General features: G+C 73.1%; 26 protein-coding genes. 6 read left to right on the forward strand and 20 right to left on the reverse strand.

The genetic code is table 11. From position 1 onward, the window contains the following. Positions 1 to 17: 17 nt before the first annotated feature. A complete protein-coding gene (locus FB474_RS20840) occupies positions 18 to 491 on the reverse strand; it encodes a hypothetical protein (protein ID WP_185746193.1) in 474 nt (157 codons plus the stop codon). A gap of 166 nt (positions 492 to 657) precedes the next feature. Between FB474_RS20840 and FB474_RS15910 the strand changes: the two genes are divergently transcribed. After that, positions 658 to 1,536: a DUF6691 family protein gene (locus FB474_RS15910; RefSeq protein WP_185746194.1), complete on the forward strand. Its 879-nt coding sequence runs from the start codon at positions 658 to 660 to the stop codon at positions 1,534 to 1,536. Positions 1,537 to 1,646: 110 nt separating this feature from the next. On the opposite strand, the gene rlmB is transcribed toward FB474_RS15910, so the two are convergent. Genes rlmB through FB474_RS21510 form a run of 3 tightly spaced genes read right to left on the reverse strand, consistent with a single transcriptional unit; the run spans position 1,647 to position 4,193 of the window. Then, positions 1,647 to 2,651, reverse strand: coding sequence for a 23S rRNA (guanosine(2251)-2'-O)-methyltransferase RlmB (gene rlmB, locus FB474_RS15915; protein ID WP_141789531.1), 1,005 nt, complete (start codon positions 2,649 to 2,651; stop codon positions 1,647 to 1,649). Between the two features lie 19 nt (positions 2,652 to 2,670). Beyond that, positions 2,671 to 4,098, reverse strand: a complete 1,428-nt coding sequence (gene cysS, locus FB474_RS15920; RefSeq protein ID WP_141789532.1) for a cysteine--tRNA ligase — start codon at positions 4,096 to 4,098, stop codon at positions 2,671 to 2,673. Then, a complete protein-coding gene (locus tag FB474_RS21510; RefSeq protein WP_141789533.1) occupies positions 4,095 to 4,193 on the reverse strand; it encodes an XdhC family protein in 99 nt (32 codons plus the stop codon). The genes cysS and FB474_RS21510 overlap by 4 nt, the downstream gene beginning before the upstream one ends. Before the next feature lie 94 nt (positions 4,194 to 4,287). Between FB474_RS21510 and FB474_RS15930 the strand changes: the two genes are divergently transcribed. Then, positions 4,288 to 5,925 (forward strand): alkaline phosphatase family protein, encoded by a 1,638-nt coding sequence (locus FB474_RS15930; protein ID WP_141789534.1) that lies wholly within the window; start codon positions 4,288 to 4,290, stop codon positions 5,923 to 5,925. Between the two features lie 103 nt (positions 5,926 to 6,028). Next, positions 6,029 to 6,562 carry a phosphatase PAP2 family protein gene (locus FB474_RS15935; RefSeq protein ID WP_141789535.1) on the forward strand — a complete coding sequence of 178 codons (534 nt, stop codon included), beginning with the start codon at positions 6,029 to 6,031 and terminating at the stop codon, positions 6,560 to 6,562. 108 nt (positions 6,563 to 6,670) lie between these two features. Here FB474_RS15935 and FB474_RS15940 read toward each other — a convergent pair whose 3' ends face one another. From FB474_RS15940 to FB474_RS15960, 5 genes are all read right to left on the reverse strand, one after another. Beyond that, entirely contained in the window at positions 6,671 to 7,318 is a 648-nt protein-coding gene (locus FB474_RS15940) for an MBL fold metallo-hydrolase (RefSeq protein ID WP_141789536.1), read from the reverse strand. Beyond that, positions 7,318 to 8,403, reverse strand: a complete 1,086-nt coding sequence (locus tag FB474_RS15945) for an S-(hydroxymethyl)mycothiol dehydrogenase (protein WP_141789537.1) — start codon at positions 8,401 to 8,403, stop codon at positions 7,318 to 7,320. Before FB474_RS15945 ends, FB474_RS15940 begins: the two co-directional genes overlap by 1 nt. A gap of 170 nt (positions 8,404 to 8,573) precedes the next feature. After that, positions 8,574 to 9,095 carry a 2-C-methyl-D-erythritol 2,4-cyclodiphosphate synthase gene (ispF, locus tag FB474_RS15950; protein WP_141789538.1) on the reverse strand — a complete coding sequence of 174 codons (522 nt, stop codon included), beginning with the start codon at positions 9,093 to 9,095 and terminating at the stop codon, positions 8,574 to 8,576. Beyond that, positions 9,082 to 9,705 carry a 2-C-methyl-D-erythritol 4-phosphate cytidylyltransferase gene (gene ispD, locus FB474_RS15955; protein ID WP_246092224.1) on the reverse strand — a complete coding sequence of 208 codons (624 nt, stop codon included), beginning with the start codon at positions 9,703 to 9,705 and terminating at the stop codon, positions 9,082 to 9,084. Before ispD ends, ispF begins: the two co-directional genes overlap by 14 nt. 53 nt (positions 9,706 to 9,758) lie before the next feature. Next, the gene (locus FB474_RS15960) at positions 9,759 to 10,241 is read right to left on the reverse strand and encodes a CarD family transcriptional regulator (RefSeq protein WP_141789540.1); all 483 of its coding nucleotides are present in this window, start codon (positions 10,239 to 10,241) and stop codon (positions 9,759 to 9,761) included. Positions 10,242 to 10,465: 224 nt separating this feature from the next. Here FB474_RS15960 and FB474_RS15965 point away from each other — a divergent pair, with 224 nt between their 5' ends. Beyond that, positions 10,466 to 11,062 (forward strand): hypothetical protein, encoded by a 597-nt coding sequence (locus FB474_RS15965; protein WP_141789541.1) that lies wholly within the window; start codon positions 10,466 to 10,468, stop codon positions 11,060 to 11,062. 89 nt (positions 11,063 to 11,151) lie between these two features. Here the strand turns inward: FB474_RS15965 and FB474_RS15970 are convergent, their stop codons facing one another. Both FB474_RS15970 and FB474_RS15975 read right to left on the reverse strand, forming a co-directional pair. Next, positions 11,152 to 11,838 (reverse strand): response regulator transcription factor, encoded by a 687-nt coding sequence (locus FB474_RS15970; protein ID WP_141789542.1) that lies wholly within the window; start codon positions 11,836 to 11,838, stop codon positions 11,152 to 11,154. Further along, entirely contained in the window at positions 11,835 to 13,058 is a 1,224-nt protein-coding gene (locus FB474_RS15975; protein WP_141789543.1) for a sensor histidine kinase, read from the reverse strand. Before FB474_RS15975 ends, FB474_RS15970 begins: the two co-directional genes overlap by 4 nt. A gap of 189 nt (positions 13,059 to 13,247) precedes the next feature. Between FB474_RS15975 and phoU the strand changes: the two genes are divergently transcribed. Beyond that, positions 13,248 to 13,916, forward strand: a complete 669-nt coding sequence (gene phoU / locus FB474_RS15980; protein ID WP_141789544.1) for a phosphate signaling complex protein PhoU — start codon at positions 13,248 to 13,250, stop codon at positions 13,914 to 13,916. 145 nt (positions 13,917 to 14,061) lie between these two features. Here the strand turns inward: phoU and FB474_RS15985 are convergent, their stop codons facing one another. The 4 genes from FB474_RS15985 to FB474_RS16000 form a co-directional block, all read right to left on the reverse strand. Further along, positions 14,062 to 14,805, reverse strand: a complete 744-nt coding sequence (locus tag FB474_RS15985; protein WP_141789545.1) for a phosphoglyceromutase — start codon at positions 14,803 to 14,805, stop codon at positions 14,062 to 14,064. A gap of 33 nt (positions 14,806 to 14,838) precedes the next feature. After that, positions 14,839 to 15,363, reverse strand: coding sequence for a type III secretion system chaperone family protein (locus tag FB474_RS15990; RefSeq protein ID WP_141789546.1), 525 nt, complete (start codon positions 15,361 to 15,363; stop codon positions 14,839 to 14,841). Next, entirely contained in the window at positions 15,360 to 16,667 is a 1,308-nt protein-coding gene (gene mshA, locus FB474_RS15995; RefSeq protein WP_141789547.1) for a D-inositol-3-phosphate glycosyltransferase, read from the reverse strand. The genes FB474_RS15990 and mshA overlap by 4 nt, the downstream gene beginning before the upstream one ends. Positions 16,668 to 16,748: 81 nt before the next feature. Continuing rightward, on the reverse strand, positions 16,749 to 17,477 hold the full coding sequence (locus FB474_RS16000) for a hypothetical protein (protein ID WP_141789548.1): 729 nt from the start codon (positions 17,475 to 17,477) through the stop codon (positions 16,749 to 16,751). A 114-nt stretch (positions 17,478 to 17,591) separates the two neighbouring features. On the opposite strand from FB474_RS16000, the gene FB474_RS16005 reads away from it, so the two are divergent. After that, the gene (locus FB474_RS16005) at positions 17,592 to 18,392 is read left to right on the forward strand and encodes a class I SAM-dependent methyltransferase (protein ID WP_141789549.1); all 801 of its coding nucleotides are present in this window, start codon (positions 17,592 to 17,594) and stop codon (positions 18,390 to 18,392) included. Positions 18,393 to 18,407: 15 nt separating this feature from the next. Here FB474_RS16005 and FB474_RS16010 read toward each other — a convergent pair whose 3' ends face one another. The 5 genes from FB474_RS16010 to FB474_RS16030 are packed head-to-tail and all read right to left on the reverse strand — an operon-like array spanning position 18,408 to position 21,425. Beyond that, positions 18,408 to 18,773: a phosphomannose isomerase type II C-terminal cupin domain gene (locus FB474_RS16010; RefSeq protein WP_141789550.1), complete on the reverse strand. Its 366-nt coding sequence runs from the start codon at positions 18,771 to 18,773 to the stop codon at positions 18,408 to 18,410. A 58-nt stretch (positions 18,774 to 18,831) separates the two neighbouring features. After that, positions 18,832 to 19,641, reverse strand: a complete 810-nt coding sequence (locus FB474_RS16015) for an alpha/beta fold hydrolase (protein WP_246092225.1) — start codon at positions 19,639 to 19,641, stop codon at positions 18,832 to 18,834. Positions 19,642 to 19,665: 24 nt separating this feature from the next. Further along, the gene (locus FB474_RS16020; protein ID WP_141789551.1) at positions 19,666 to 19,995 is read right to left on the reverse strand and encodes a DUF2516 family protein; all 330 of its coding nucleotides are present in this window, start codon (positions 19,993 to 19,995) and stop codon (positions 19,666 to 19,668) included. Positions 19,996 to 20,022: 27 nt separating this feature from the next. Then, the gene (gene dtd / locus FB474_RS16025; RefSeq protein WP_141789552.1) at positions 20,023 to 20,448 is read right to left on the reverse strand and encodes a D-aminoacyl-tRNA deacylase; all 426 of its coding nucleotides are present in this window, start codon (positions 20,446 to 20,448) and stop codon (positions 20,023 to 20,025) included. After that, complete coding sequence (locus tag FB474_RS16030; protein WP_246092226.1) at positions 20,448 to 21,425, reverse strand: asparaginase; 978 nt, start codon at positions 21,423 to 21,425, stop codon at positions 20,448 to 20,450. Before FB474_RS16030 ends, dtd begins: the two co-directional genes overlap by 1 nt. Positions 21,426 to 21,451: the final 26 nt, after the last annotated feature.

Here is a 21,451-nt window from a genome sequence, read left to right on the forward strand (position 1 = left end):
CCGGGCGGCGGTGCGCGTCAGTGGACCCGTTGCCACACGACGAACCGGCCGTCGACCCGGCTGACGAACCAGACGCCCTGGCTCGCGCTCTGGGCGGGCAGCAGGTCGGTCCGCGTGGTCATCACCACGAAGGTGCGTGCGGCCACGGCGGCTCCGCACTCGGCGGCTGCCTGCTCACCACGAGGGCCGGCATCCGGCCCGGGCACGACGCGGTCCTGGCGCAGCGTCGCGGGGGTGAAGCCGGGGTCCCTCTCGTTGTAGCGCACCACCGCGGCAAACGCCGCGGTGGCCATGGACGGCGTCAGCGCCTCGGGGCGCTCGGGGCAGCGCGTGGTGATGGTGACCTCGGCCGAGGGAGACGTCGTGGTCCGGGAGACGGTGGCGGCGGTCGAGGCGGGTCGCACCGCCGCGCTGGCGCACCCCGCCACGACGACGAGTGCCCCACAGGCAAGGACAGCCGGTCGGGCAGCGCCCCAGCGGCGGTGCACCATGACGCGATCCTCCGGCCGGGGCCGACCGTCCACATCCCTCCCGGGGGTGACCTCGCGTGCCCTCGGCGTCACCCTCGGCGTGTCCCCAGGGCAACAGCGGCCTTGGACGAACAGGCCTCGGCACCGGGCAGCGAGCCCTAGTCTGCGACGGGGGAAGGGGTCTCACATGCTGCACGTCCTGCCGCACCAGCTGCCGTGGTGGGTGGCCGGTCCCGGCATCGGGCTGTGCGTCGTCGCGATGTACGGCCTGGCCAACGTCAAGCTCGGCGTGTCCGGCGGCTGGCTCCAACTGCTGTTCGCCATCCAGGGGCGCCCGGTGACCGAGCCGTGGCGGATCTCGTTCAACTCCGGGCTCGTCGGCGGCGCGGTCCTCGCCGGACTGCTGGGGTCGACGGCCCTCCATGGCTACGGGGCGCTGGGAGTCGCGCTCCCGGCATACCTGCTCGTGCCCGTCCTGCTCGTCGTCGGGGTGGCCATCGGCTACGGCGCCCGATGGGCGGGCGGCTGCACGTCGGGTCACGGCCTCTCGGGGGTGCTCGGTGGGCTCGCCCGAGAGCCTGGCTGCGACCGGCACCTTCTTCGGCGTCGCCGTCCTCGTCACGCTGGGCCTGCACGTCGTCACCGGGGGTGCCCTGTGAGCCGCGCCCGCGGCGCCACCGCGCTGGTCGTCGGCCTGCTGTTCGGCTTCCTGCTGACGGCCAGTGGCCTGGGTGACTACCGGACCATCCACGAGGGGCTGCTCCTGCGGGACCCCTACATCTACCTGATGATGGGCGCGACGGTGCTGACCGCGGCCGTGGGCGTGGCCCTGCTGCGTCGTCGCGGCACCACCGCGTTCGGCGGGCCGCTCGTCCTGCCGCGGCACCCGGTGCGACGTTCCACGCTCTACGGCGCGGCTGTCTTCGGGGTCGGCTTCGGGGTCGGTGCGACCTGCCCGGGCATCACCGTGGCCATGGTGGCGACCGGCGGGTTGTACGGCGCCGTCGTGCTGGGCGGGATCATCGCCGGCCTGTGGCTGAGGGGCCGCGCCGAGGCCACGCGCTGAGCTCCGAGTCCTCCCCCGACAGGGACGTTTCTCGGCGTTGAGGGGCCCTCAAACCCCGAGAAACGTCCCTCTCGGCGAGAGGGTGGGCCGGCCGGGGGTGGGCCGGGCGCCTACTTCTTCGCGGCGCGCTGGCGGGCGATCTCGTAGAGCGTGACGCCCGTGGCGATGCCGGCGTTGAGCGACTCGACCGCCGAGGACATCGGGATCGAGACGATCTGGTCGCAGGTCTCGGACACCAGGCGGGACAGGCCCTTGCCCTCGGAGCCGACCACGACGACCAGCGGCTCGGTCGCCAGCTCCAGCGAGGGCAGCTCGACGTCACCGTCCATGTCGAGGCCGAGGACGAAGTAGCCGGCCTTGCGGTAGTCCTCCAGCGTGCGGGTCAGGTTGCTGGCCAGCGCCACCGGGACGCGGGCCGCGGCGCCGGCGGAGGTCTTCCACGCGCTGGCGGTCATGCCGACCGACCGGCGCTCGGGCACGATCACGCCGTGGCCGCCGAACGCCGCCACGGAGCGGATGATCGCGCCGAGGTTGCGGGGGTCGGTGATCCCGTCGAGCGCGACGACCAGCGGGATGCCGGGGGTCTGCGGGTCGACGAGGTCGGTGGGGTGGGCGTACTCGTACGGCGGCACCTGCAGCGCCAGGCCCTGGTGCACCGCGCCGTCGGTGAGCCGGTCGAGCTCGCCGCGCGGGGTCTCCAGCACCGGGATGCCCCGGGCGGTGGCGATCTTCATCGCCTCGCGGACCCGGTCGTCGGAGTCGATCCGGCCGGCGACGTACATCGTCGTGACCGGGACCTCGGCGCGCAGGGCCTCGACGACCGAGTTGCGGCCGGCGACGACCTCGCTGGACGTGCGCGAGCGACGGCCGGAGCCGGCGCCACCGCGGGAGGCGCCGCCACGGCTCGCGCCGGGGCGCTGGCCACCACCGGCGCTGCTGCCGTCGCGCTTGGCGACGGCGCGGGCCCGGCGGGCGGCGACGTGCTTGGTGCGGTCCTCGGCCTTGGGCGTGGGGCCCTTGCCCTCGAGGCCCTTGCGGCGCTGGCCGCCGCTGCCGACGGTGGCGCCCTTCTTGGACTTGCGGATCGCGCCTCGGCGCTGGGAGTTACCGGCCATGGGTGTTCAGTCTCGTCTCTCAGACGTCGGTGTGCCGGGCGAGCGACCAGCGCGCACCGGACGGGGTGTCCTCGACGGAGATGCCCGCCGCGGTGAGCTGGTCGCGGATCGCGTCCGCGGTGGCGAAGTCCCGCGCGGCCCGGGCCGACTCGCGGGCGGCCAGGCGGTCGCTGACCAGGGCGTCGAGCGCGGTCATCGCGTCGGCCGCCCCGCTGCCGGAGCCGCCGTTCCAGCGGGGGTCGAGCGGGTTGACGCCGAGCACCTCGGTCATGGCGACGACGGCCGCCGCCGCCTCAAGCGCCGCCGCGTGGTCGCCGTCGTCAAGGGCGGTGTTGCCGGCCCGGACCGTCTCGTGGACCACCGCGAGCGCGCCGGAGACGTTGAGGTCGTCGTCCATCGCCTCGACGAACGCCGCGGGCAGCTCGACGGCCGGCAGGGTCGCGGCGGCGCCGGTCGCCCGGCGCAGGAAGCCCTCGATCCGGTCGACGGCCGCCTCGGCCTCGCGCAGCGAACCCTCGTGGTACTCGATCGTGGAGCGGTAGTGCGCCGCGCCGAGGTAGTAGCGCAGCGCCAGCGGGCGGGTGATCTTGGTGATCTCGCTGACCAGCAGGGAGTTGCCGAGCGACTTGCTCATCTTCTCCCCGCCGACGGTCACCCACGCGTTGTGCAGCCAGTAGTTGGCGAAGCCGAGCCCGGCAGCGCGCGACTGCGCCTGCTCGTTCTCGTGGTGTGGGAAGCGCAGGTCGACGCCGCCGCCGTGGATGTCGAAGGTGTCGCCGAGGTACTTGCGGACCATGGCCGAGCACTCCAGGTGCCAGCCCGGACGCCCCTGCCCGTATGCCGTGGGCCAGCTCGCCGTCTCCGGCTCGCCGGCCTTGTGGCCCTTCCAGAGCGCGAAGTCTCGGGGGTCCCGCTTGCCGCGGGGGTCGGCGTCGGCCGCCGCCTCCATGTCCTCGATCTTCTGGTGGGTCAGCTCGCCGTAGGCCGACCAGCTGCGCACGTCGAAGTAGACGTCACCGCTGCCGTCCGGCGCGGCGTAGGCGTGGCCCTTGTCGACCAGGGTCTGCATGAGGTCGGCCATCTCGGTGATGTGCCCGGTGGCCCGCGGCTCGTAGGTCGCCGGCAGCACCCCGAGGGACTCCAGCGCCTCGCTGGTGGCCCGCTCGTTCTCGTAGCTCCACGCCCACCAGGGCACGCCGGCCTCGGACGACTTGTTGAGGATCTTGTCGTCGATGTCGGTGACGTTGCGCACCAGCGTGACCTCGAGGCCGTGGCCGATGGTCAGCCAGCGGCGCAGGATGTCGAAGGCCACCGCGAAGCGCACGTGCCCGATGTGGGGGGCGCCCTGGGTCGTCAGGCCACAGATGTAGACGCCGGCCTTGCCCTCGGTCACGGGGACGAAGTCGCGCAGCTCGCGCGTGGCGGTGTCGTACAAACGGAGGCTCACCCGGCAAGGCTACCGAGCGTGGTGCGACTTGCCCGAATCGTGCACGCCGCGCCGACCTGCCGGTATGCCGCGCCATCCGTTCGCGCGACCGTCACCTTCGCGTCGCCACCGCGTCAAGTGGCGGGGACAGGGTGCCGGGTGGACCCTGCCCGGGTGGGCCGGGGCACCTGAGCACTCGAGGAGAGACTCGTGGGACGAAAGACGTTCACCGCGGCGGCCGGAGCAGCCGCCGCCCTGCTGGCCGTCGCCGCCTGGCCGGCCAGCGCGGGGGCCGCGACCCCCGCCCAGCACACCGGGGTCGGGACCGGCCCGGTCGGGGGCTACAAGCACCTCGTGGTCATCTACGAGGAGAACCACTCCTTCGACAACCTCTACGGCGGCTGGGGCTCGGTGGCCGGGCAGCGGGTCGACGGCCTGCAGGCCGCACCGCGCGCGAAGGCGACCCAGGTCGCCCAGGACGGCTCGGCATACCGCTGCCTGCTGCAGGACGACGTCAACCTGGCCAGCCCGCCGCAGCCGTCGACGTGCAGCGACAGCGCGCACGGGGTCAACGCGAGCGCGTTCACCAACAAGCCGTTCCGCATCGACGACTACATCAAGCCGGAGGACAGGACCTGCCCGCCGGAGACGGTGTACGCCCCCAACGGCGTGCTCAAGGACTCCCCCGGCGCCGAGCCCGGCGGCTGCACGCGGGACCTGGTGCACCGCTTCTACCAGGAGCAGTACCAGCTCGACGGCGGCAAGCAGGACCGCTACGTGACCGGCTCGGACGCGGTCGGCCTGACCATGGGCCACTACGACACGAAGGACCTGCCGATCTACCGGTACCTGCACGGCCAGGGCGCCCCGAACTACGTCCTGGCGGACCGGTTCTTCCAGGGCGCGTTCGGCGGCTCGTTCCTCAACCACCAGTACCTCATCGCGGCGCGGGCGCCGGAGGACACCAGCGCCGGGGCGCTCGGCGCGAAGAACTCGGTGCTGGACAGCAAGGGGATGCCGACGAGCTACCCGCTGTACAAGGCCGACGGCACCGTCGTCGACGGCCAGCTGACGCAGAAGTGCGCGAGCGGCGCGGCGGCCGACTACCTGAAGGCGTGCGGCAACCTCGCGGTCAACACGGTGCAGCCGTCGAGCAAGCCCTTCGGCGGCGGCGCGAAGATCCCGCTCATCGACGACGCGAAGTACCCCAACATCGGTGACCGGCTCAGCGCCAAGGGCATCAGCTGGAACTGGTACTCCGGCGGCTGGGACGACGCGGAGGCCGGCCACCCCGGACCGCTGTTCCAGTACCACCACCAGCCGTTCAACTACTTCAAGGACTACGCCCCGGGCACGCCGGGCCGCGCGCACCTGCAGGACGAGACGAAGTTCGTCGCGGCGGCGAAGAACGGCACGCTGCCCACGGTCAGCTTCGTCAAGCCCTACGGCGCCGAGAACGAGCACCCCGGCTACGCCAGCGAGCCCAACGGCTCGGACCACCTGGTCGACCTGCTGAAGACCGTGACGAGCGGCCCGCAGGCCAAGGACACCCTGGTCGTGGTGACGTATGACGAGTTCGGCGGCCAGTGGGACCACGTGGCCCCGCCCGGCCAGGGCTCGAGCACGGTCGGCGCGCACGACGCGTGGGGTCCCGGCACCCGCATCCCGGCGCTGGTCCTGTCCGCGCGGATGACGCGCTCCGGGGTCGACCACACCGTCTACGACACCACGTCGATCCTTGCCACGATCGAGCGCACCCTGGGCGTGGCCCCGGTCGCGACGCGTGACGCCGAGGTCAACGACCTGCGCCGCGCCGTCGTCCTCGGTGGAGGCCTCGGCCGCGGCTGAGGCGACCCGGCACACCGCTCGACCGCTGCGCCCCGGCAGGCTCGCCCGCCGGGGCGCAGCGTCGTCTAAGAAAACTCCCAGCCACGACCCTCACCCTGTCGGGGTGGACTCCCTCATCGTGGCCGTCGCCCAGTACCTGCCGTTCGTCATCGTGGCCGTAGGAGCCGTCGTGTGGCTCCTGGCGCCACGCTCCGGCAAGGTCGCGATGCTCGTCGAGGGCGCCGTGGCCCTCGCCGCGGTCGGCGTGCTCATCCTGGTCGCGGCCGCGCTGCACACCGACCCGCGCCCGTTCGTCGTGGACCCCACGGTGAAGCCGCTGTTCGCCCACCCCGCCGACAACGGCTTCCCCTCCGACCACACGGCGCTGTCCATGACGGTGGCCGCGCTGGTGTGGGTGCAGCGGCGCACCGTCGGGGCGGTGCTGGCCGTCCTGGCCCTGTGCGTCGGCGCCGCCCGCGTCCTCGCCCACGTCCACCACGTCCAGGACATCCTCGCCGGCGCGGTGATCGGTGTGGCGGCCGCAGCCATCGGCGTCCTCGTCTGGTCACTGGTCAGCCACCGGCTGCCCGCGCGGCTGACCGGCCAGGCCCCCTCCGCCGGGCCGGCCCAGACCCCGGAGACGGCCGCCACCCCCTGAGGCGAGCGACCCGGCATACCGCCTCTTTGCGCAAGTTAGGGATGCTGGAGAGGCCTAGACCGGCCCTCCCAGCAGCCCTTTCTTGCGCAAAGGTGAGGGTGAGCGGCGTCAGTGGCCGCGGGCGACCCACTCCGGCAGGTGCGGGGCCTCGACGCCGATCGAGGTCGAGTCGCCGTGGCCGGTGTGCACGACCGTGCCCGCCGGCAGGTGGAACAGCTTGTCGCTGATCGAGGCGATGATCGTGTCGAAGTCGCTGAACGATCGCCCGGTCGCGCCGGGGCCGCCCTGGAAGAGCGTGTCACCGGTGAAGACGACGCCGAGCTCGGGGCTGTAGAAGCAGCACGCGCCCGGGGAGTGGCCCGGCGTGTGCAGCACCTGCAGCGTCACGCCCGCCACGGAGATGGTGTCGCCGTCGGCGAGCTCGCGGTCGGGGGTCACGGGGTAGACGCGGTCCCACAGCACGCGGTCCTCGGGGTGCAGCCAGGACGTGCCGCGGGTGGCGTCCGAGACCTCCCCGAGCGCGCTGATGTGGTCGTCGTGGGCGTGGGTGCACAGGATCGCCACGACCGTGCGCTTGCCGACCGCCTTGATGATCGGCCGGCCGTCGTGGGCCGGGTCGATGACCACGCACTCGGTGTCGTTGCCGACCACCCAGACGTTGTTGTCGACCTCCCAGCTGCCGCCGTCGAGGTTGAAGGTGCCGTGGGTGACGACCCGGTCGACCCGCACCTTCGAGTCCTTGCCGAGGATCGACATCAGAGCACCACGACCGAGCGCAGCACGTCGCCGCGGTGCATCTTCTCGAACGCGGCCTCCACGTCGCCGAGCCCGATCGTCTCGGAGACGAAGCCGTCGAGGTCGAAGCGCCCCTGCCGGTAGAGGTCGACCAGCATCGGGAAGTCCCGCGAGGGCAGGCAGTCGCCGTACCAGCTGGACTTCAGCGCCCCGCCGCGGCCGAAGACCTCGATCATCGGCAGCTCGACCTTCAGGTCGGGCGTGGGCACCCCGACGAGCACGACGGTGCCGGCGAGGTCGCGGGCGTAGAACGCCTGCTCGTAGGTCTCGGGCCGGCCGACCGCCTCGACGACCACGTCGGCGCCGAACCCGCCGGTCAGCTCGCGGATCGCCTCGACCGGGTCGTGGCTGCGCGAGTTGACGGTGTGGGTGGCGCCGAAGCCCTTGGCCCACTCCAGCTTGCGGTCGTCGACGTCGACGGCAATGACGGTGGTGGCCCCGGCCAGGACCGACCCGGCGATGGCCGCGTTGCCGACGCCGCCGCAGCCGATCACGGCGACCGAGTCTCCTCGCGTGACGCCGCCGGTGTTGACCGCGGCACCGAAGCCGGCCATGACGCCACAGCCGAGCAGCCCGGCGGCTGCGGCCGGCGCGGCCGGGTCGACCTTGGTGCACTGCCCGGCGGCGACCAGCGTCTTCTCGATGAAGGCGCCGATGCCCAGCGCCGGCGAGAGCTCGGTGCCGTCGGTCAGCGTCATCTTCTGGGTGGCGTTGTGGGTGTTGAAGCAGTACCACGGCTTGCCCTTGAGGCACGCCCGGCACTGCCCGCACACGGCACGCCAGTTCAGGACGACGAAGTCGCCGGGCGCCACCTCGGTCACGCCCTCGCCGACCGCCTCGACGACGCCGGCCGCCTCGTGCCCGAGCAGGAACGGGAACTCGTCGTTGATCCCGCCCTCGCGGTAGTGCAGGTCGGTGTGGCACACCCCGCACGCCTGCACCTTCACGACCGCCTCGCCGGGCCCCGGGTCGGGCACCACCACGTCGACCAGCTCGACGGGTGCGCCCTTGCTGCGCGCGATGACTCCTGTGACCGTGCTCGGCATTCCGGCTCCTCCGCGTGACAGTGGTGCAGCTGCAGGTATGCCGTGAGCCTAGTGAGCGCACCCGCCCACCTCACGTTGAGCCCTATGCGCCGAGAGGGACGTTTCTCGGGTTTCGGGAGGCCCCGAGCCCCGAGAAACGTCCCTCTCGGCGGAAGAAGACTCAGGTGGGGTCAGGCGGTGGGGACCACGAGGGCGGTCGCGATGGCGCCGATGCCCTCGCCCCGGCCCGTGAAGCCGAGCCCGTCGGTCGTCGCGGCGGCCAGCGACACCGGCGCACCGAGCGTGGCCGCGAGCACCGCCTGCGCCTCCTCCCGGCGCGGGCCGAGCTTGGGCCGGTTGCCGACGACCTGGACCGCGACGTTGCCGATGGTGAACCCGGCCTCCCGCACGATCCGCGCCGCCTCGGCCAGCAGGGTGACCCCGCGGGCGCCGGCCAGCTCGGGCCGGTCGGTGCCGAAGTGGGTGCCAAGGTCGCCCAGCCCGGCGGCGGAGAACAGCGCGTTGCACGCCGCGTGGGCCACGACGTCGCCGTCCGAGTGGCCCTCGATGCCCCGCTCCCCCGGCCAGGTCAGCCCGGCGAGGTGCAGCGGCCGGTCGTCCGTGGCGAAGGCGTGGACGTCGACGCCGACGCCGGTCCGCGGCAGCACCACGTGCGCGACGGGGGCCCGGGGCGGGAGCTCACTGTCCGACATACGGGCCATCCTGCAGCAGCGCCTCGGCGCGGGCGACGTCGCCCGGGGTGGTCACCTTGAGGGCGGCCGGGTCGCCGTCGACGACGAGCACGGGCAGGCCGAGGGCCTCGACCAGCGCGGCGTCGTCGGTGGCGGTGAGGCCGGAGGCGTGGGCCCGCTCGAGCACCTCGCGGGAGAAGCCCTGCGGCGTCTGTATCGCGCGCAGCAGCTCGCGCGCCGGGGTCGCCGTGACGACACCGTGCTCGTCGACCACCTTGACGGTGTCGACGACGGGCAGGCCGGGGACGACCGCCGGGTGGCCGGCCCGGACAGCCCCGGCGACCCGTTCGAAGACGGCGACCGGGGTCAGCGCCCGGGCGGCGTCGTGGACCAGGACAACGTCCTCGTCCGGGCCGAGCGCGGCAAGGCCGGCGGCCACGGACGCGGTGCGGTCGGCACCGCCGGCGACGACGTCGACCCGCGCGTCACCGCCGGTCAGCGCCCGGGCAGCCTCGAGATGGGTCGAGGGGGCGACGACCACGACGTGGCCGACCTGCCCGCACGCAAGGACGCCCCGCAGCGCGTGGAGCAACAACGGCTCCCCGCGCAGCGGGGCGAACGCCTTGGGCACACCAGCCCCGAGCCTCGTGCCCTGACCGGCGGCAACGAGGACGACGCAGGTGCTCAGGAGGCGAGGACCTCGTCGAGGATGGCCTCGGCCTTGTCCTCGTTGGTCTTCTCGGCGAGCGCGAGCTCGGAGACGAGGATCTGGCGGGCCTTGGCGAGCATGCGCTTCTCACCCGCGGACAGGCCGCGGTCCTTGTCGCGGCGCCACAGGTCGCGCACGACCTCGGCGACCTTGATGACGTCACCGGAGGCGAGCTTCTCGAGGTTGGCCTTGTAACGGCGCGACCAGTTGGTCGGCTCCTCGGTGTGGGGGGCGCGCAGCACCTCGAAGACACGGTCGAGGCCGTCCTGCCCCACGACGTCGCGGACTCCCACGAGGTCGCAGTTCTCAGCTGGCACCTCGATGGTGAGGTCGCCCTGGGCAACCTTGAGGACGAGGTAGAGCTTGTCCTCGCCCTTGATGGTGCGGGTCTTGATTTCTTCGATCAGGGCAGCCCCGTGGTGGGGGTACACGACCGTTTCGCCGACCTTGAAAACCATGTGCTGTTTTCCCCTTTCGCGGACTCAAGGGTAACACGCGGCCATGGCCGGAACGAACTAGTACGCGTCGTGTTTGTGCAGGTCAGGGGCCCACACTGGGGCATTTTGACTCCCGGGACGGTCTTGACAGACAGCCGTTCACCATGCTCTACGCGCGCGCGTCGGGGGCGCGCGGCGATGACCTGACGACAGCCGGCAGGGCCTGCCCCGGTACGCTGTGCGCCGTGATCCGTCGACCCTCCCGAGCCGCTCAGGTGTCCATGTCCCGCAAGGTCCTCCTCGCGAGCGCCGGCCTCGTCGCCGCGGGTGCGGTCGCGCTGAGCGGGTGCCAGACGCAGTCCCCGATCCAGACCCAGTTCGCCTACCAGCCCGCCGACGGCGTGGCGGTCAGCCTGGGCACCGTGCAGGTCCGCGACCTCGTCGTGGTCTCCAGCGCCCAGGACCAGCCCGGTGTGCTCTCCGGCGTCGTGGTCAACAAGGGCGGCCAGCCGGTGCGCGTCAGCTTCGCCACCGCCGACGGTGGCCAGACCAGCGTCGACGCTGCCCCCGGCCAGATCACTCGCCTCGAGGACGGCACGACGGCCGACCCGGCGATGCTGCCCAAGGTGGCGACTGCTCCCGGCGGCCTGCTCCAGGTCGAGGTGAGCACCCCCGAGGGTGGCGCCCAGAACGTCAAGGTGCCGGTGCTGCTGCCGCAGGGCTACTACCAGACGATCACCCCGCCGGCGACGAGCGGCGCGACGAGCACCCCGGCGCCGTCGGCCACCGACACCCTGCCGGTCCCGTCGCCCTCCACGGCGACGGCAACCACGACCCCCTGACCCCGGGGTCCCCGGACGCCCAGGACCCCCCGAGCCGCGCGGCTCGGGGGGTCCTGTCGTGTGGGGCGCCGCCCGGTCGGCCCCGGACCTCAGGCGGCTGCCTCGAACTTGTAGCCCAGGCCACGCACGGTGACGATGAAGCGGGGGTTGGCCGGGTCGGGCTCGACCTTGGCGCGCAGCCGCTTGACGTGCACGTCCAGCGTCTTGGTGTCACCCACGTAGTCGCTGCCCCACACGCGGTCGATGAGCTGCATCCGGGTCAGCACCCGGCCGGCGTTGCGCAGCAGCATCTCGAGCAGCTCGAACTCCTTGAGAGGGAGCGCGGTCTGCGCGCCGTTGACGGTGACGACGTGCCGCTCGACGTCCATGCGCACGGGGCCGGACTCCAGCGTCGAGGGCATGAGGTCCTCCGGCTCGTGACCGCGGCGCAGCACGGCCTTGACCCGGGCGAGCAGCTCCCGGCTGGAGTAGGGCTTGGTGACGTAGTCGTCGGCGCCGAGCTCGAGGCCGACGACCTTGTCGATCTCGCTGTCCTTGGCGGTGAGCATGATGACCGGCACGTTCGAGCGCTGGCGCAGGGCGCGGCAGACGTCCTCGCCGGAGAGCCCCGGCAGCATCAGGTCGAGCAGCACCAGGTCGGCGCCGCTGCGCTCGAACTCCTCGAGCGCCTGCGGGCCGGTCTCGGCGATGGCAACCTCATATCCCTCCTTGCGCAGCAGGTAGGACAACGGGTCGGAGAAGGACTGCTCGTCCTCGACCACGAGGATGCGCGTCATCGGGTGACCTCTCGGGTGACGGGGGCGGCCGGTGCCGCCTCGGTGTTCGGGGAGCTGTGGGTGTCTGCGGCGGAGTCCGGCGCGGCGGGCAGGCGCATGGTGAACGTCGACCCGCGGCCCTCCTCGCTCCACACCGTGACCTCGCCGCCGTGGTTGGCGCAGACGTGCTTGACGATGGCGAGCCCGAGACCGGTGCCGCCGGTGGCCCGGGAGCGCGCGGGGTCGACGCGGTAGAACCGCTCGAAGATCCGCTGCTGCTCTTGCTCGGGGATGCCCTGGCCCTGGTCGGTGACGGCCACCTCGACAATGCCGTGGTCGGCGTCGTGGACGGCGACGGCGACCTTGGTGTCGTTGCCGGAGTATGCGATGGCGTTGCCGACGAGGTTGGACACGGCGGTGATGAGCAGCTCGCGGTCGCCGAAGACGTGCACGCCCTCGTCGAGGGCGGTGGCGATCTCGATGCCCTTGGCGTCGGCGACGAGGCGTGAGCGCTCGACCGCCTCGGCGGCCACCTCGGACACGTCGACGATGACCGGCTCGTGCAGCGTGTCGGCCACCTGCAGGCGGCTCAGGTCGACGATCTCCTGGACCAGCCGGGTCAGCCGGGTGGCCTCGACCCGCATCCGCTGGGCGAAGCGCTCGACCGCCTCGGGGTCGTCGGCCGCGCCCTCGACCGCCTCGGCGAGCAGGGCCAGACCGCCGACCGGGGTCTTGAGCTCGTGGCTGACGTTGGCGACGAAGTCACGGCGGATCTCCTCGACCCGGCGGGCCTGGGTGCGGTCGTCGAGCAGGAGCAGCACGTGGGAGCCGCCCAGCGGTGCGACCCGCACCCCCATCGTCAGGCGACCCCGGCCGAGCGGCCCGCGCGCCAGCTCCAGCTCGGCCTCGCGGATCACGCCGTCACGGCGGACCTGACGGGCCAGGTGGCGCAGCTCGGCGTGCACCAGCTCGGTGTCGCGGACCAGGCCGAGCGCCACGGCGGACGGGCTGGCCTTGACCACGGCGTCGGCGGAGTCCACGACGATGCCGCTGGAGCGCAGCACGGCGAGCACGTCGGCGACCCCCGCCGGCAGGTTCGGCTGCGGGGAGGCCGCCGTGACCAGGTGCTGGGAGCGCTCGGACAGGCGCAGGGCGAGCATCGCGACCGCCCCCACCAGGAGGCCGCCCACGCCTCCGAGGATCGCTGCGGTCGTGGCATCCACGATGCTCAGGATAGGCATGGCGCAAGGGTGCGTCCGCCGGGTGAACGCGGCCTGACCACGGGTGAAGCCAAGAGTTCACCTGAGAGCCCGCGCGAGTTCACCCCGTGGTGCGACGCTGGGTGAGCACGAGCGCTGTCTCGTGCTGTCACGGCATACCGATGTGCCTGGCACGGGGCGGCGCCCCGGACACCGGAAAGCCAAGGGACCATGCGCGACGCGTTTCACGAGGACCTCGACAAGATCTCCGACGACCTGGTGGAGATGACCCGCCTGGCCGGTTCGGCCATGGCGCGAGCCACGACGGCGCTGCTCGACGCGGACATCCACCTCGCCGAGGGCGTCATCGCCGCGGACCACGAGATCGACCAGATCCGCCGGGAGCTCGACGACCGCTCGATCGACCTGCTCGCCCGCCAGCAGCCGGTGGCCACCGACCTGCGGATGGTCGTCACGGCCATGCGGATGAGCGCCGACCTGGAGCGGATGGGCGACCTCGCCCGGCACGTGGCGAAGGTGGCGCGGCTGCGCTACCCGCAGTCGGCGATCCCGCCGGTGCTGCGCGCCAACGTGCTGCAGATGGGCCAGGTGGCCGAGCGGATCGTGGCCAAGGCCGGTTCGATCATCGCCAGCAAGGACATCGACGCCGCGGTGGAGCTCGAGCGCGACGACGACGAGATGGACCGCCTGCACCGCGAGATCTTCAACCAGCTCATGAGCGGCAAGTGGGAGTTCGGGACCGAGGCTGCCGTGGACGCGACGCTGGTCGGGCGCTACTACGAGCGCTTCGCCGACCACGCGGTGTCGGTGGCCCGCCGGGTGGTCTACCTCGTCACCGGCGAGTGGCACACCGAGGCCGAGCTCGACGGCGAGGAGTAACCCCCCACCTTTGCGCACGCTGGTGCCGCTGGGAGGGCCGTGACCGGCCCTCCCAGCGGCCTTTTCTTGCGCAAAGGTCGGCCACGAGCAACAGGTATGCCGCGCACCCACCGGGGTGCGCGGCATACCTGTTGGTGCGGCTGGATCAGCGGCCCTGGTTGGCGACCGCCTCCGCGGCGGCCCTGGCGGCCTCGGGGTCGAGGTACTCCCCGCCGGGCACCTCCGGCTTGAGGTCCTTGCCGAGGCGGTAGACCAGCGGCATGCCCGTGGGGATGTTCAGCCCGGCGATGTCGGTGTCGCTGATGCCGTCGAGGTGCTTGACGATGCCGCGCAGGCTGTTGCCGTGGGCCGCGACCAGCACGGTGTTGCCCTCCAGCAGGTCGGGCACGATCGCGCTCTCCCACCACGGCAGCATCCGCGCGATGACGTCCTTGAGGCACTCGCTGCGCGGGGCGTCGTCGCCGAGCCCGGCGTAGCGCACGTCGTGGGCCTGGCTGAACTCGTCGTCGGGGTCGATCGGCGGCGGCGGGACGTCGAAGGACCGGCGCCAGAGCATGAACTGCTCCTCGCCGTAGGCCTCCAGGGTCTGCTTCTTGTCCTTGCCCTGCAGCGCGCCGTAGTGCCGCTCGTTGAGGCGCCAGGACCGGCGCACCGGGATCCAGTGCCGGTCGGCGGCGTCGAGCGCGAGGTTGGCGGTGTTGATCGCCCGGCGCTGCAGCGAGGTGTGCACCAGGTCCGGCAGCAGGCCGGCCTCCTTGAGCTGCTCGCCGGCGCTGACCGCCTCGGCGCGGCCCTTGTCGGACAGGTCGACGTCGACCCAGCCGGTGAAGAGGTTCTTGGCGTTCCAGACGCTCTCGCCGTGACGCAGCAGGACAAGGGTGTAGGTCATGCGGGCGAGTCTATGGGCCCGGCCGCGGCGGCCTCAGGTGGCGTCCTGCTCCTGCCGATCCGGGTCGAGGAGGTGCCGGAACGCCTCGAGGTTGCGGGTGGACTCCCCCCGCGAGATGCGCCAGGCCCACTCCTTCTTCATCGACTCCAGGAAGCCGAGGGCCAGCAGCTCGTTGAAGGTCGAGTCCGCGGCGTCGAGGACGACGCCGAAGAGCTGGTCCAGGTATGCCGTGCTGACCCCGTCCAGGGGCACCCGCCCGGTGACGTAGACGTCGCCGGACTTGTCGATGCCGTAGGCCAGGCCGGGCAGCTTGAGGTTCTTGCGCAGCAGGTAGCGGTAGAACGCCTCGTGGTTCTCGTCGGGGTTGCGCACCACGAACGCCGACACCGACAGCGACTGCTCGCCGACCACGACCGAGGCCACGGTCTTGAGCTTCTTCTCCCCCGGCAGGGTGACCACGAGCTCGCCGTCGCGGCCGCCGAGCTCGTGCTCGATGCCGGCGTCGGCCAGGTAGGCGTCGACGACGTCGAGGACCTTCTGCTGCTCGGCCGTGGTCACGGGATCACCGCCGCGGGGATGCCGGCCAGCACGCGGGCGTCCTCGATCGGCGAGGCCGTGCGGGCGGCGTGCGCCTCGGCGTAGACCTCCACGAGGCGCTCGGTGGTGTGGTCCCAGCTGAACTGGGCGGCGTGGCGGACCGCGGTGCGCGACAGGTCCGCCCGGAGGGCGGGGTCGCTGATGAGGGACTCGATGGCGTGGCTCCAGTCGGTCGTGTCGTGGCCGTCGACGAGGATGCCGCTGTCGCCGACGGCGGTGGGCAGGCCGCCGACCGCGGCCGCGACGACGGGGGTGCCGCAGGCCTGCGCCTCGACGGCGACGAGGCCGAAGGACTCGCTGTAGGAGGGGACGGCGACGAGGTCGGCGGCGCGGTACCACTGGGCCAGCCGCTCGCGGGCGGCCGGCGGGACGAAGCGCACCTGCGGGGTGATGCCGAGCCGGTCGGCCAGCTTCTGCAGCGCCTTCGGCTTGGCCAGGCCGGTGCCGCTGGGGCCGCCGACCACCGCGACGACGAGGTGCTCGCGCAGCGCGGGCCGGCGGGCGAGCAGGTCGGCGGCGGCCTTGAGCAGCACGTCGGGGGCCTTGAGCGGCTGGATCCGGCCGACGAAAAGCAGCACGTGGGCGTCCGCCGGCAGGCCGAGCTCGGCGCGGGCGGCCGCGGCGTCGCCGGGGGTGAAGGTGCCGAGGTCGACGCCGGGCGGCACGACCCGGACCCTGGCCGGGTCGGCGTCGTAGAGGTCGATCAGCTCGCGGGCCTCGCCGTCGGTGTTGGCGACCAGCCGGTCGGCGGCCTCGACGACCTGCGCCTCGCCGATCTCGCGCCCGGTGGGCTCGGGGGTGTCGCCCTTGGCCAGGTGGATGTTCTTGACCCGGGCCATGGTGTGCATGGTGTGCACGAGCGGCACCCGCCAGCGGTCGGCGGCGAGCCAGCCCACCTGCCCGGAGAGCCAGTAGTGGGAGTGGACCAGGTCGTACCACCCCTCGGGGCGGGCCGCCTCGGCGCGCATGACGCCCGCGGCGAAGGCGCACAGCTGCCCCGGCAGGTCCTCCTTGCCCAGCCCCTCGTAGGGGCCGGCGGTCACGTGCCGGACCTGCACCCCGGGCACCAGCTCGACCTCCGGCGGGAGCCCGCCGGTCGTGGCGCGGGTGAACACCTCGACCTCGATGCCCCGGGCGGCCAGCCGCTTGGCGACCTCCACGACGTAGACGTTGAGGCCTCCCGCGTCACCGGTGCCGGGCTGCTCCAGCGGGGAGGTGTGCACGCTGAGCATGGCGACCCGGCGGATCGGTGCGGCACCCGGCATACGTTCGTTCTCCTTGCCCACGGGCCGTGGTCGAGGGCCCGACGCCCGAGTCTGCCACGCGGCACCGTCAGCGGCCGCGCCTCACCAGACCGTCAGTCGGAACGTGGAGGACCACACATGTATTTCGCCGCGGCCGTCGTGGCGCAGGTCGATCGCGGTCGGGGCGGGGCTGTCGATCGCGGCGAGGCTGCCCAGACCGGTGGCGAGCGCGGGCTCGACCGGCGCGGTGGCGGGCCGGAACCACCAGGCGCTGCCGCCCAGGTCGGCGGCCGGCAGCCGGGGGGTCAGCCCGCGGGTGCCGGGGTGGCGCCAGGTGTGCAGCACGAGCAGGTCGGCGCCCTCGATGCGGAAGGTCAGCTCGACCTTGTCGCCGACGCGGCGGGCCGAGATCGTCGCCGGCATCGTGTGGGTGTCGTCGAACGCGACGCCGTGGAAGGTCGCCCCCGCCCGGCTGAGGTCGACCGAGGTGAACCGGATGTGGTCGACGGTGCCGGTGACGTGCTCCTGCCAGCCGTCCCGGGTGCGCGTCACGGTGCCGAATCCCGCGGTGACCGGCGCGGCGATGCGCACCGTCTGGAACAGCGTGGCGGTCTGGCGCTGGACGCGGATCCCGTCGGAGTACATCGAGACGGTCAGGCCCTGGCCCAGCGTGACCTCCCCACGCACCGGCAGGTGGGCGCTGAGCAGGCCGGGCTTGATGTCGACCACGCCGTGGTCGGGCTTGTCGAGCACGGGCGCCAGCCGGGTCACCCCGAGGGCGGCCAGCGCGAGCAGGACCACGGTGAGCAGCACCGTGCTCCTGCTCCGCACGCCCACACCCCTGGCCACCGCGTCACCCTATTTCACCCACCTGTGCACTCCCGGCCGCCACCGGCAGCGGTATGTCGTGTGGCTGGGTGCGGGGCACGGCATACCCTGCGGGGCGTGGCAGCGAGGCGACCGGTCGGCACCATCACCCGGGGCACGACCAACCCCAACCGGCTGCGCCGGGTCGACCGCTGGCTGGCCGGGCCGCAGGCGTGGCGGCTGCGGCGCTCGGCCACCCCGCCGGTGGTGGTCGACCTCGGCTATGGCGCGTCCCCGGTCACCGCAGTGGAGCTGCACGAGCGGCTCCGCGCGGTCCGCCCGGACGTGCAGGTCGTCGGCATCGAGATCGACCCGGCGCGGGTGGAGGCGGGCCGGCCGCTGGAGCGGGAGGGGCTCAGCTTCCGGCTCGGCGGCTTCGAGGTGCCGCTCGAGCGCGGGGCGCGGCCGGTGGTGGTCCGGGCCTTCAACGTGCTGCGGCAGTACGACGAGGACCAGGTCGCCGGGGCGTGGGCCACGGTGTGCGAGCGGCTGGCCCCGCACGGGCTGCTGGTCGACGGCACCTGCGACGAGCTGGGCCGCCGGTCCACCTGGGTGGCGGTGACCGCCGAGGGGCCGGTGTCGCTGTCGCTGTCGCTGCGCCTGGCCGACCTGGAGCGGCCCTCCGACATCGCCGAGCGGCTGCCCAAGGCGCTGATCCACCGCAACGTCGCCGGCGAGCCGGTGCGCGACTACCTGGCCGCGCTGGACGCCGCGTGGGCGCGCTCGGCGCCGCACGCGGCATACGGGGTGCGACAGCGCTGGCTGGCGACGGTCGGCGAAATGCGCGAGGAGGGCTGGCCGCTGCTGGACGGCCCGGCGCGGTGGCGCCTCGGTGAGGTCACCGTGACCTGGTCCGCGGTCGCGCCGCGCCGGCCCTAGCGCTGTCAGCGCGGGTCAGCGCGCGTAGTCGTCGTGCAGCCGCTCGATGTCGGCCTCGTCGAACTCGCCGAACGCGATCTCCAGCAGGCGACCCGGCTCGGTGCCGCTGTTGCCCATGCGGTGCGTGGCTCCCTGCGGCACCCACACGCGCTCCCCCGGCTGGGCGACCCACTTCTCGTCGTTGACCTCGATGTCGATCGGCACGTCGAGCACCTGCCACATCTCGTCGCGGTGGCCGTGCTTCTGCAGGGACAGGCGGTGGCCGGGCTCGACGGTGATGATCTTGACCGTCACCACCTCGTTGGTCACGAACTGCTGGAACTGGCCCCACGGCCGCTCGGCGACGAACACCTCGTCGGCGCGGCTACGTGTGTTGGACATGGGTCCCCTCTGGAACGTCTCGGTCATGGTCTCGGCGTCAGATTGTGCCCTATGGCCCTCACCCGTCGTTGAGGAAGCCACCGATGAGGTCCCGCACCCGGGCCCGGTGCCGCCACATGATCCCCCCGGCGGGCAGCACCTCGAGGCGGGCGTCGGGCAGCTCGGCCGCCAGCTGCTCGGCCACCCAGACCGGGTGCGCCGCGTCGTGCTCCTGGGTGAGGACCAGCGTCGGGGCGGCCACCGTGCGCAGGGCGGCCCGGTCACCCATGGGTATGCCGTGCGGCAGCTCGCGCAGCGCGCGGGACACCGGGGTGCCCACCAGGGTGGCCGCCTGGCGGCGGCACCACAGGCGCACCGCCGGCTGGTCGCGGACCTCCTCGGGCTGGTCGAGCAGCAGCAGCCGGGCCATGCCCTCGACGTCGCGGTGGTCGGCCTCCTCCGCCATGGCCACGAGCCGGTCGATCGCCTCGTCGTCGCGGGGCCGGTCGATGACGGCCGGCATGACGAGGACGAGCCGCTCGAACCGGTCGGGGGTCTCCTCCAGCAGGTGGCACAGGGCGCCGGCACCCATGCTCACGCCGAGCGCCCGGGTGGCGCCGAGGTGGTCGGCGACGGCGCGCAGCTCGGCGGACAGCGCGGCATACGTCCAGCCGGTCTCGGGGGCGGCGGAGGCGCCGTGGCCGCGGAAGTGGAAGAACGCGCGCGTGCCCTCCACGCCGGACCCGAACGGGCGGGTGGTCTCGATCGAGCCGGCGAGGCCGTGGCCGAAGACGGTGGTGGGCTCGCCGGAGCCGGTGAGGAGGTACTCCAGGGCGCCGTCGGGCCCGTCGAGCAGGGAGGTGTGCGGGGGGTGCGGGGCGAGGCTCACGAGGACAGGGTCACAGGTGAGGGGTCACCACGGGCCGTAGGGGCCCTGGTGGCTGCCGGTGCCGCGGCCGGTGACCCGGCGCAGGGCGGGGCGCACGTCGGCGAGGTAGAAGCCCGCGGCGACGATCGCGAGGATCGACAGGAAGCCCAGCACGTTGAACACGAAGACGAAGCCGAGCACCGCGGCGACCGCGGTGACCGCGACCCAGAGGTTCTTGGTGCGCTTGCCCGCGGCGACGTAGGCGTCCGGGCGGTGGCGCAGCGCGTCGACGAGCGCGAAGACCTCCATGCCGAGGGCGATGACCCCGAGCACCAGCGTGATCAGGCTCTGCGCGGTCCCGATGGCGTTGAACATGGCGACAGCCTAAGGCGCGGGCGGTGCTCAGGTGTCCACTACGAGGGTGAACGGCCCGTCGTTGACGAGGCTGACCTCCATCATCGCCCCGAACCGGCCGGTGGCGACCTCGATGCCCTTGTCCCGCAGCGCCGCGACGAGGTCGTCGACGAGCGGCTCGGCGACGTCACCGGGGGCGGCGGCGCTCCACGAGGGGCGCCGGCCCTTGCGGGTGTCGGCGTAGAGCGTGAACTGGCTGACCACCAGCACCGGGGCCCCGGCGTCGAGCACGGACTGCTCGTCGCGCAGGACCCGCAGCTCGGCGATCTTGCGGGCCAGCTTCTCCACGTCGGCTGGGCCGTCGTCGTGGGTGGCGGCCACGAGCGCGAGCAGCCCGGGGCGCTCGATCGCGCCGACCGTCTCGCCCTCGACGACGACGGAGGCGCGGGTGACCCGCTGCAGGACCGCGCGCATCAGATCCCGACGGCCGCGAGCTCGCCGACCGGCTGTCCGTGGCCGAGGACCGGGGCGTGGTCGAGCGTGGCGAGGACCTCGGCCTCGACCCCGAGGCGGCGCAGCGCGGCCGCCATGACGACCGGCCGGGCCCGCTGCGCACCGTCGGCGATCTTGAGGGCGACGGCCGAGCCGTCGGCCAGGCCCACGGCATACACGCTCTCGGCGCCGTCCTTGGCGATGAGGCCGGGCACGCCGCGGATCAGCGCGGTGACGTCCCGGCGGGTGCCGCCGAGCCACTCCGGGTGCGCCTGTATCGCGCGGCTCACCTTCGCCTCCAGCGTCCCCTCCGGGGCGCTGGCCAGGGTGCCGAACGCGCGGGCCAGGCCCCGCAGGCTGACCGCCATGACCGGGGCGCCGCAGCCGTCGATGCCGGTGGCCGCGACCTTCTCGCCGGTGAGGTCCTCCAGGGTCTGCGCCATGAGCTGCTGGAGGGGGTGGGCCGGGTCGCGGTAGGTCGCGGTGTCCCAGCCGTTGAGCACGCAGGTGGCCAGCATCGCGGCGTGCTTGCCCGAGCAGTTCTGCGCCAGCGGCGTGGCCTCGCGCCCGGCGGCGACCCACGCCTTGCGCTCGACCTCGTCGTAGGGCAGGTCGGGGGTGTTCTGCAGGTCGGCCTCGGTCAGCCCGGCACCGGCGAGGATGCGTCGCGCGCCCTCGAGGTGGAACGCCTCACCGGAGTGGCTGGCGCAGGCGAGGGCGAGCAGCTCGCCGTCGAGGTCGAGCCCGGCGCGCAGCATGGCCAGGCCCTGGACCGGCTTGTTCGAGGAGCGGGGGAAGCACGGCGCGTCGGTGGGGCCGAGGTCGACCACCGCGGACCCTGCGACGTCGAGGGCGATGACGCTGCCGTGGTGGACCGACTCCACGAAGCCGGAGCGGGTCAGGTGCGCCACGACCGGCGCGGCGTCGAGGGGGACGGCGGGCTGCGCGGGGGAGGTCACGCCCGCGACTGTATCGACCGGCATAC

Origin of the sequence: Oryzihumus leptocrescens (assembly GCF_006716205.1) — a bacterium.
Taxonomy (GTDB): Bacteria; Actinomycetota; Actinomycetes; order Actinomycetales; family Dermatophilaceae; genus Oryzihumus; species Oryzihumus leptocrescens.

Excerpts from the sequence above, each read along its gene's own strand:
- FB474_RS15960 (WP_141789540.1), bottom strand. The coding sequence starts at position 10,241 with ATGGTTTTCAAGGTCGGCGAAACGGTCGTGTACCCCCACCACGGGGCT.
- FB474_RS15985 (WP_141789545.1), bottom strand. The coding sequence starts at position 14,805 with ATGACCTACACCCTTGTCCTGCTGCGTCACGGCGAGAGCGTCTGGAAC.
- FB474_RS15945 (WP_141789537.1), bottom strand. The coding sequence starts at position 8,403 with ATGCCGAGCACGGTCACAGGAGTCATCGCGCGCAGCAAGGGCGCACCC.
- FB474_RS15970 (WP_141789542.1), bottom strand. The coding sequence starts at position 11,838 with ATGACGCGCATCCTCGTGGTCGAGGACGAGCAGTCCTTCTCCGACCCG.
- rlmB (WP_141789531.1), bottom strand. The coding sequence starts at position 2,651 with ATGGCCGGTAACTCCCAGCGCCGAGGCGCGATCCGCAAGTCCAAGAAG.
- FB474_RS16010 (WP_141789550.1), bottom strand. The coding sequence starts at position 18,773 with ATGTCCAACACACGTAGCCGCGCCGACGAGGTGTTCGTCGCCGAGCGG.
- ispF (WP_141789538.1), bottom strand. The coding sequence starts at position 9,095 with ATGTCGGACAGTGAGCTCCCGCCCCGGGCCCCCGTCGCGCACGTGGTG.
- FB474_RS15910 (WP_185746194.1), top strand. The coding sequence starts at position 658 with ATGCTGCACGTCCTGCCGCACCAGCTGCCGTGGTGGGTGGCCGGTCCC.
- FB474_RS20840 (WP_185746193.1), bottom strand. The coding sequence starts at position 491 with ATGGTGCACCGCCGCTGGGGCGCTGCCCGACCGGCTGTCCTTGCCTGT.
- FB474_RS15975 (WP_141789543.1), bottom strand. The coding sequence starts at position 13,058 with ATGCCTATCCTGAGCATCGTGGATGCCACGACCGCAGCGATCCTCGGA.
- FB474_RS16020 (WP_141789551.1), bottom strand. The coding sequence starts at position 19,995 with ATGTTCAACGCCATCGGGACCGCGCAGAGCCTGATCACGCTGGTGCTC.
- mshA (WP_141789547.1), bottom strand. The coding sequence starts at position 16,667 with ATGCCGGGTGCCGCACCGATCCGCCGGGTCGCCATGCTCAGCGTGCAC.
- phoU (WP_141789544.1), top strand. The coding sequence starts at position 13,248 with ATGCGCGACGCGTTTCACGAGGACCTCGACAAGATCTCCGACGACCTG.
- dtd (WP_141789552.1), bottom strand. The coding sequence starts at position 20,448 with ATGCGCGCGGTCCTGCAGCGGGTCACCCGCGCCTCCGTCGTCGTCGAG.
- FB474_RS15940 (WP_141789536.1), bottom strand. The coding sequence starts at position 7,318 with ATGTCGATCCTCGGCAAGGACTCGAAGGTGCGGGTCGACCGGGTCGTC.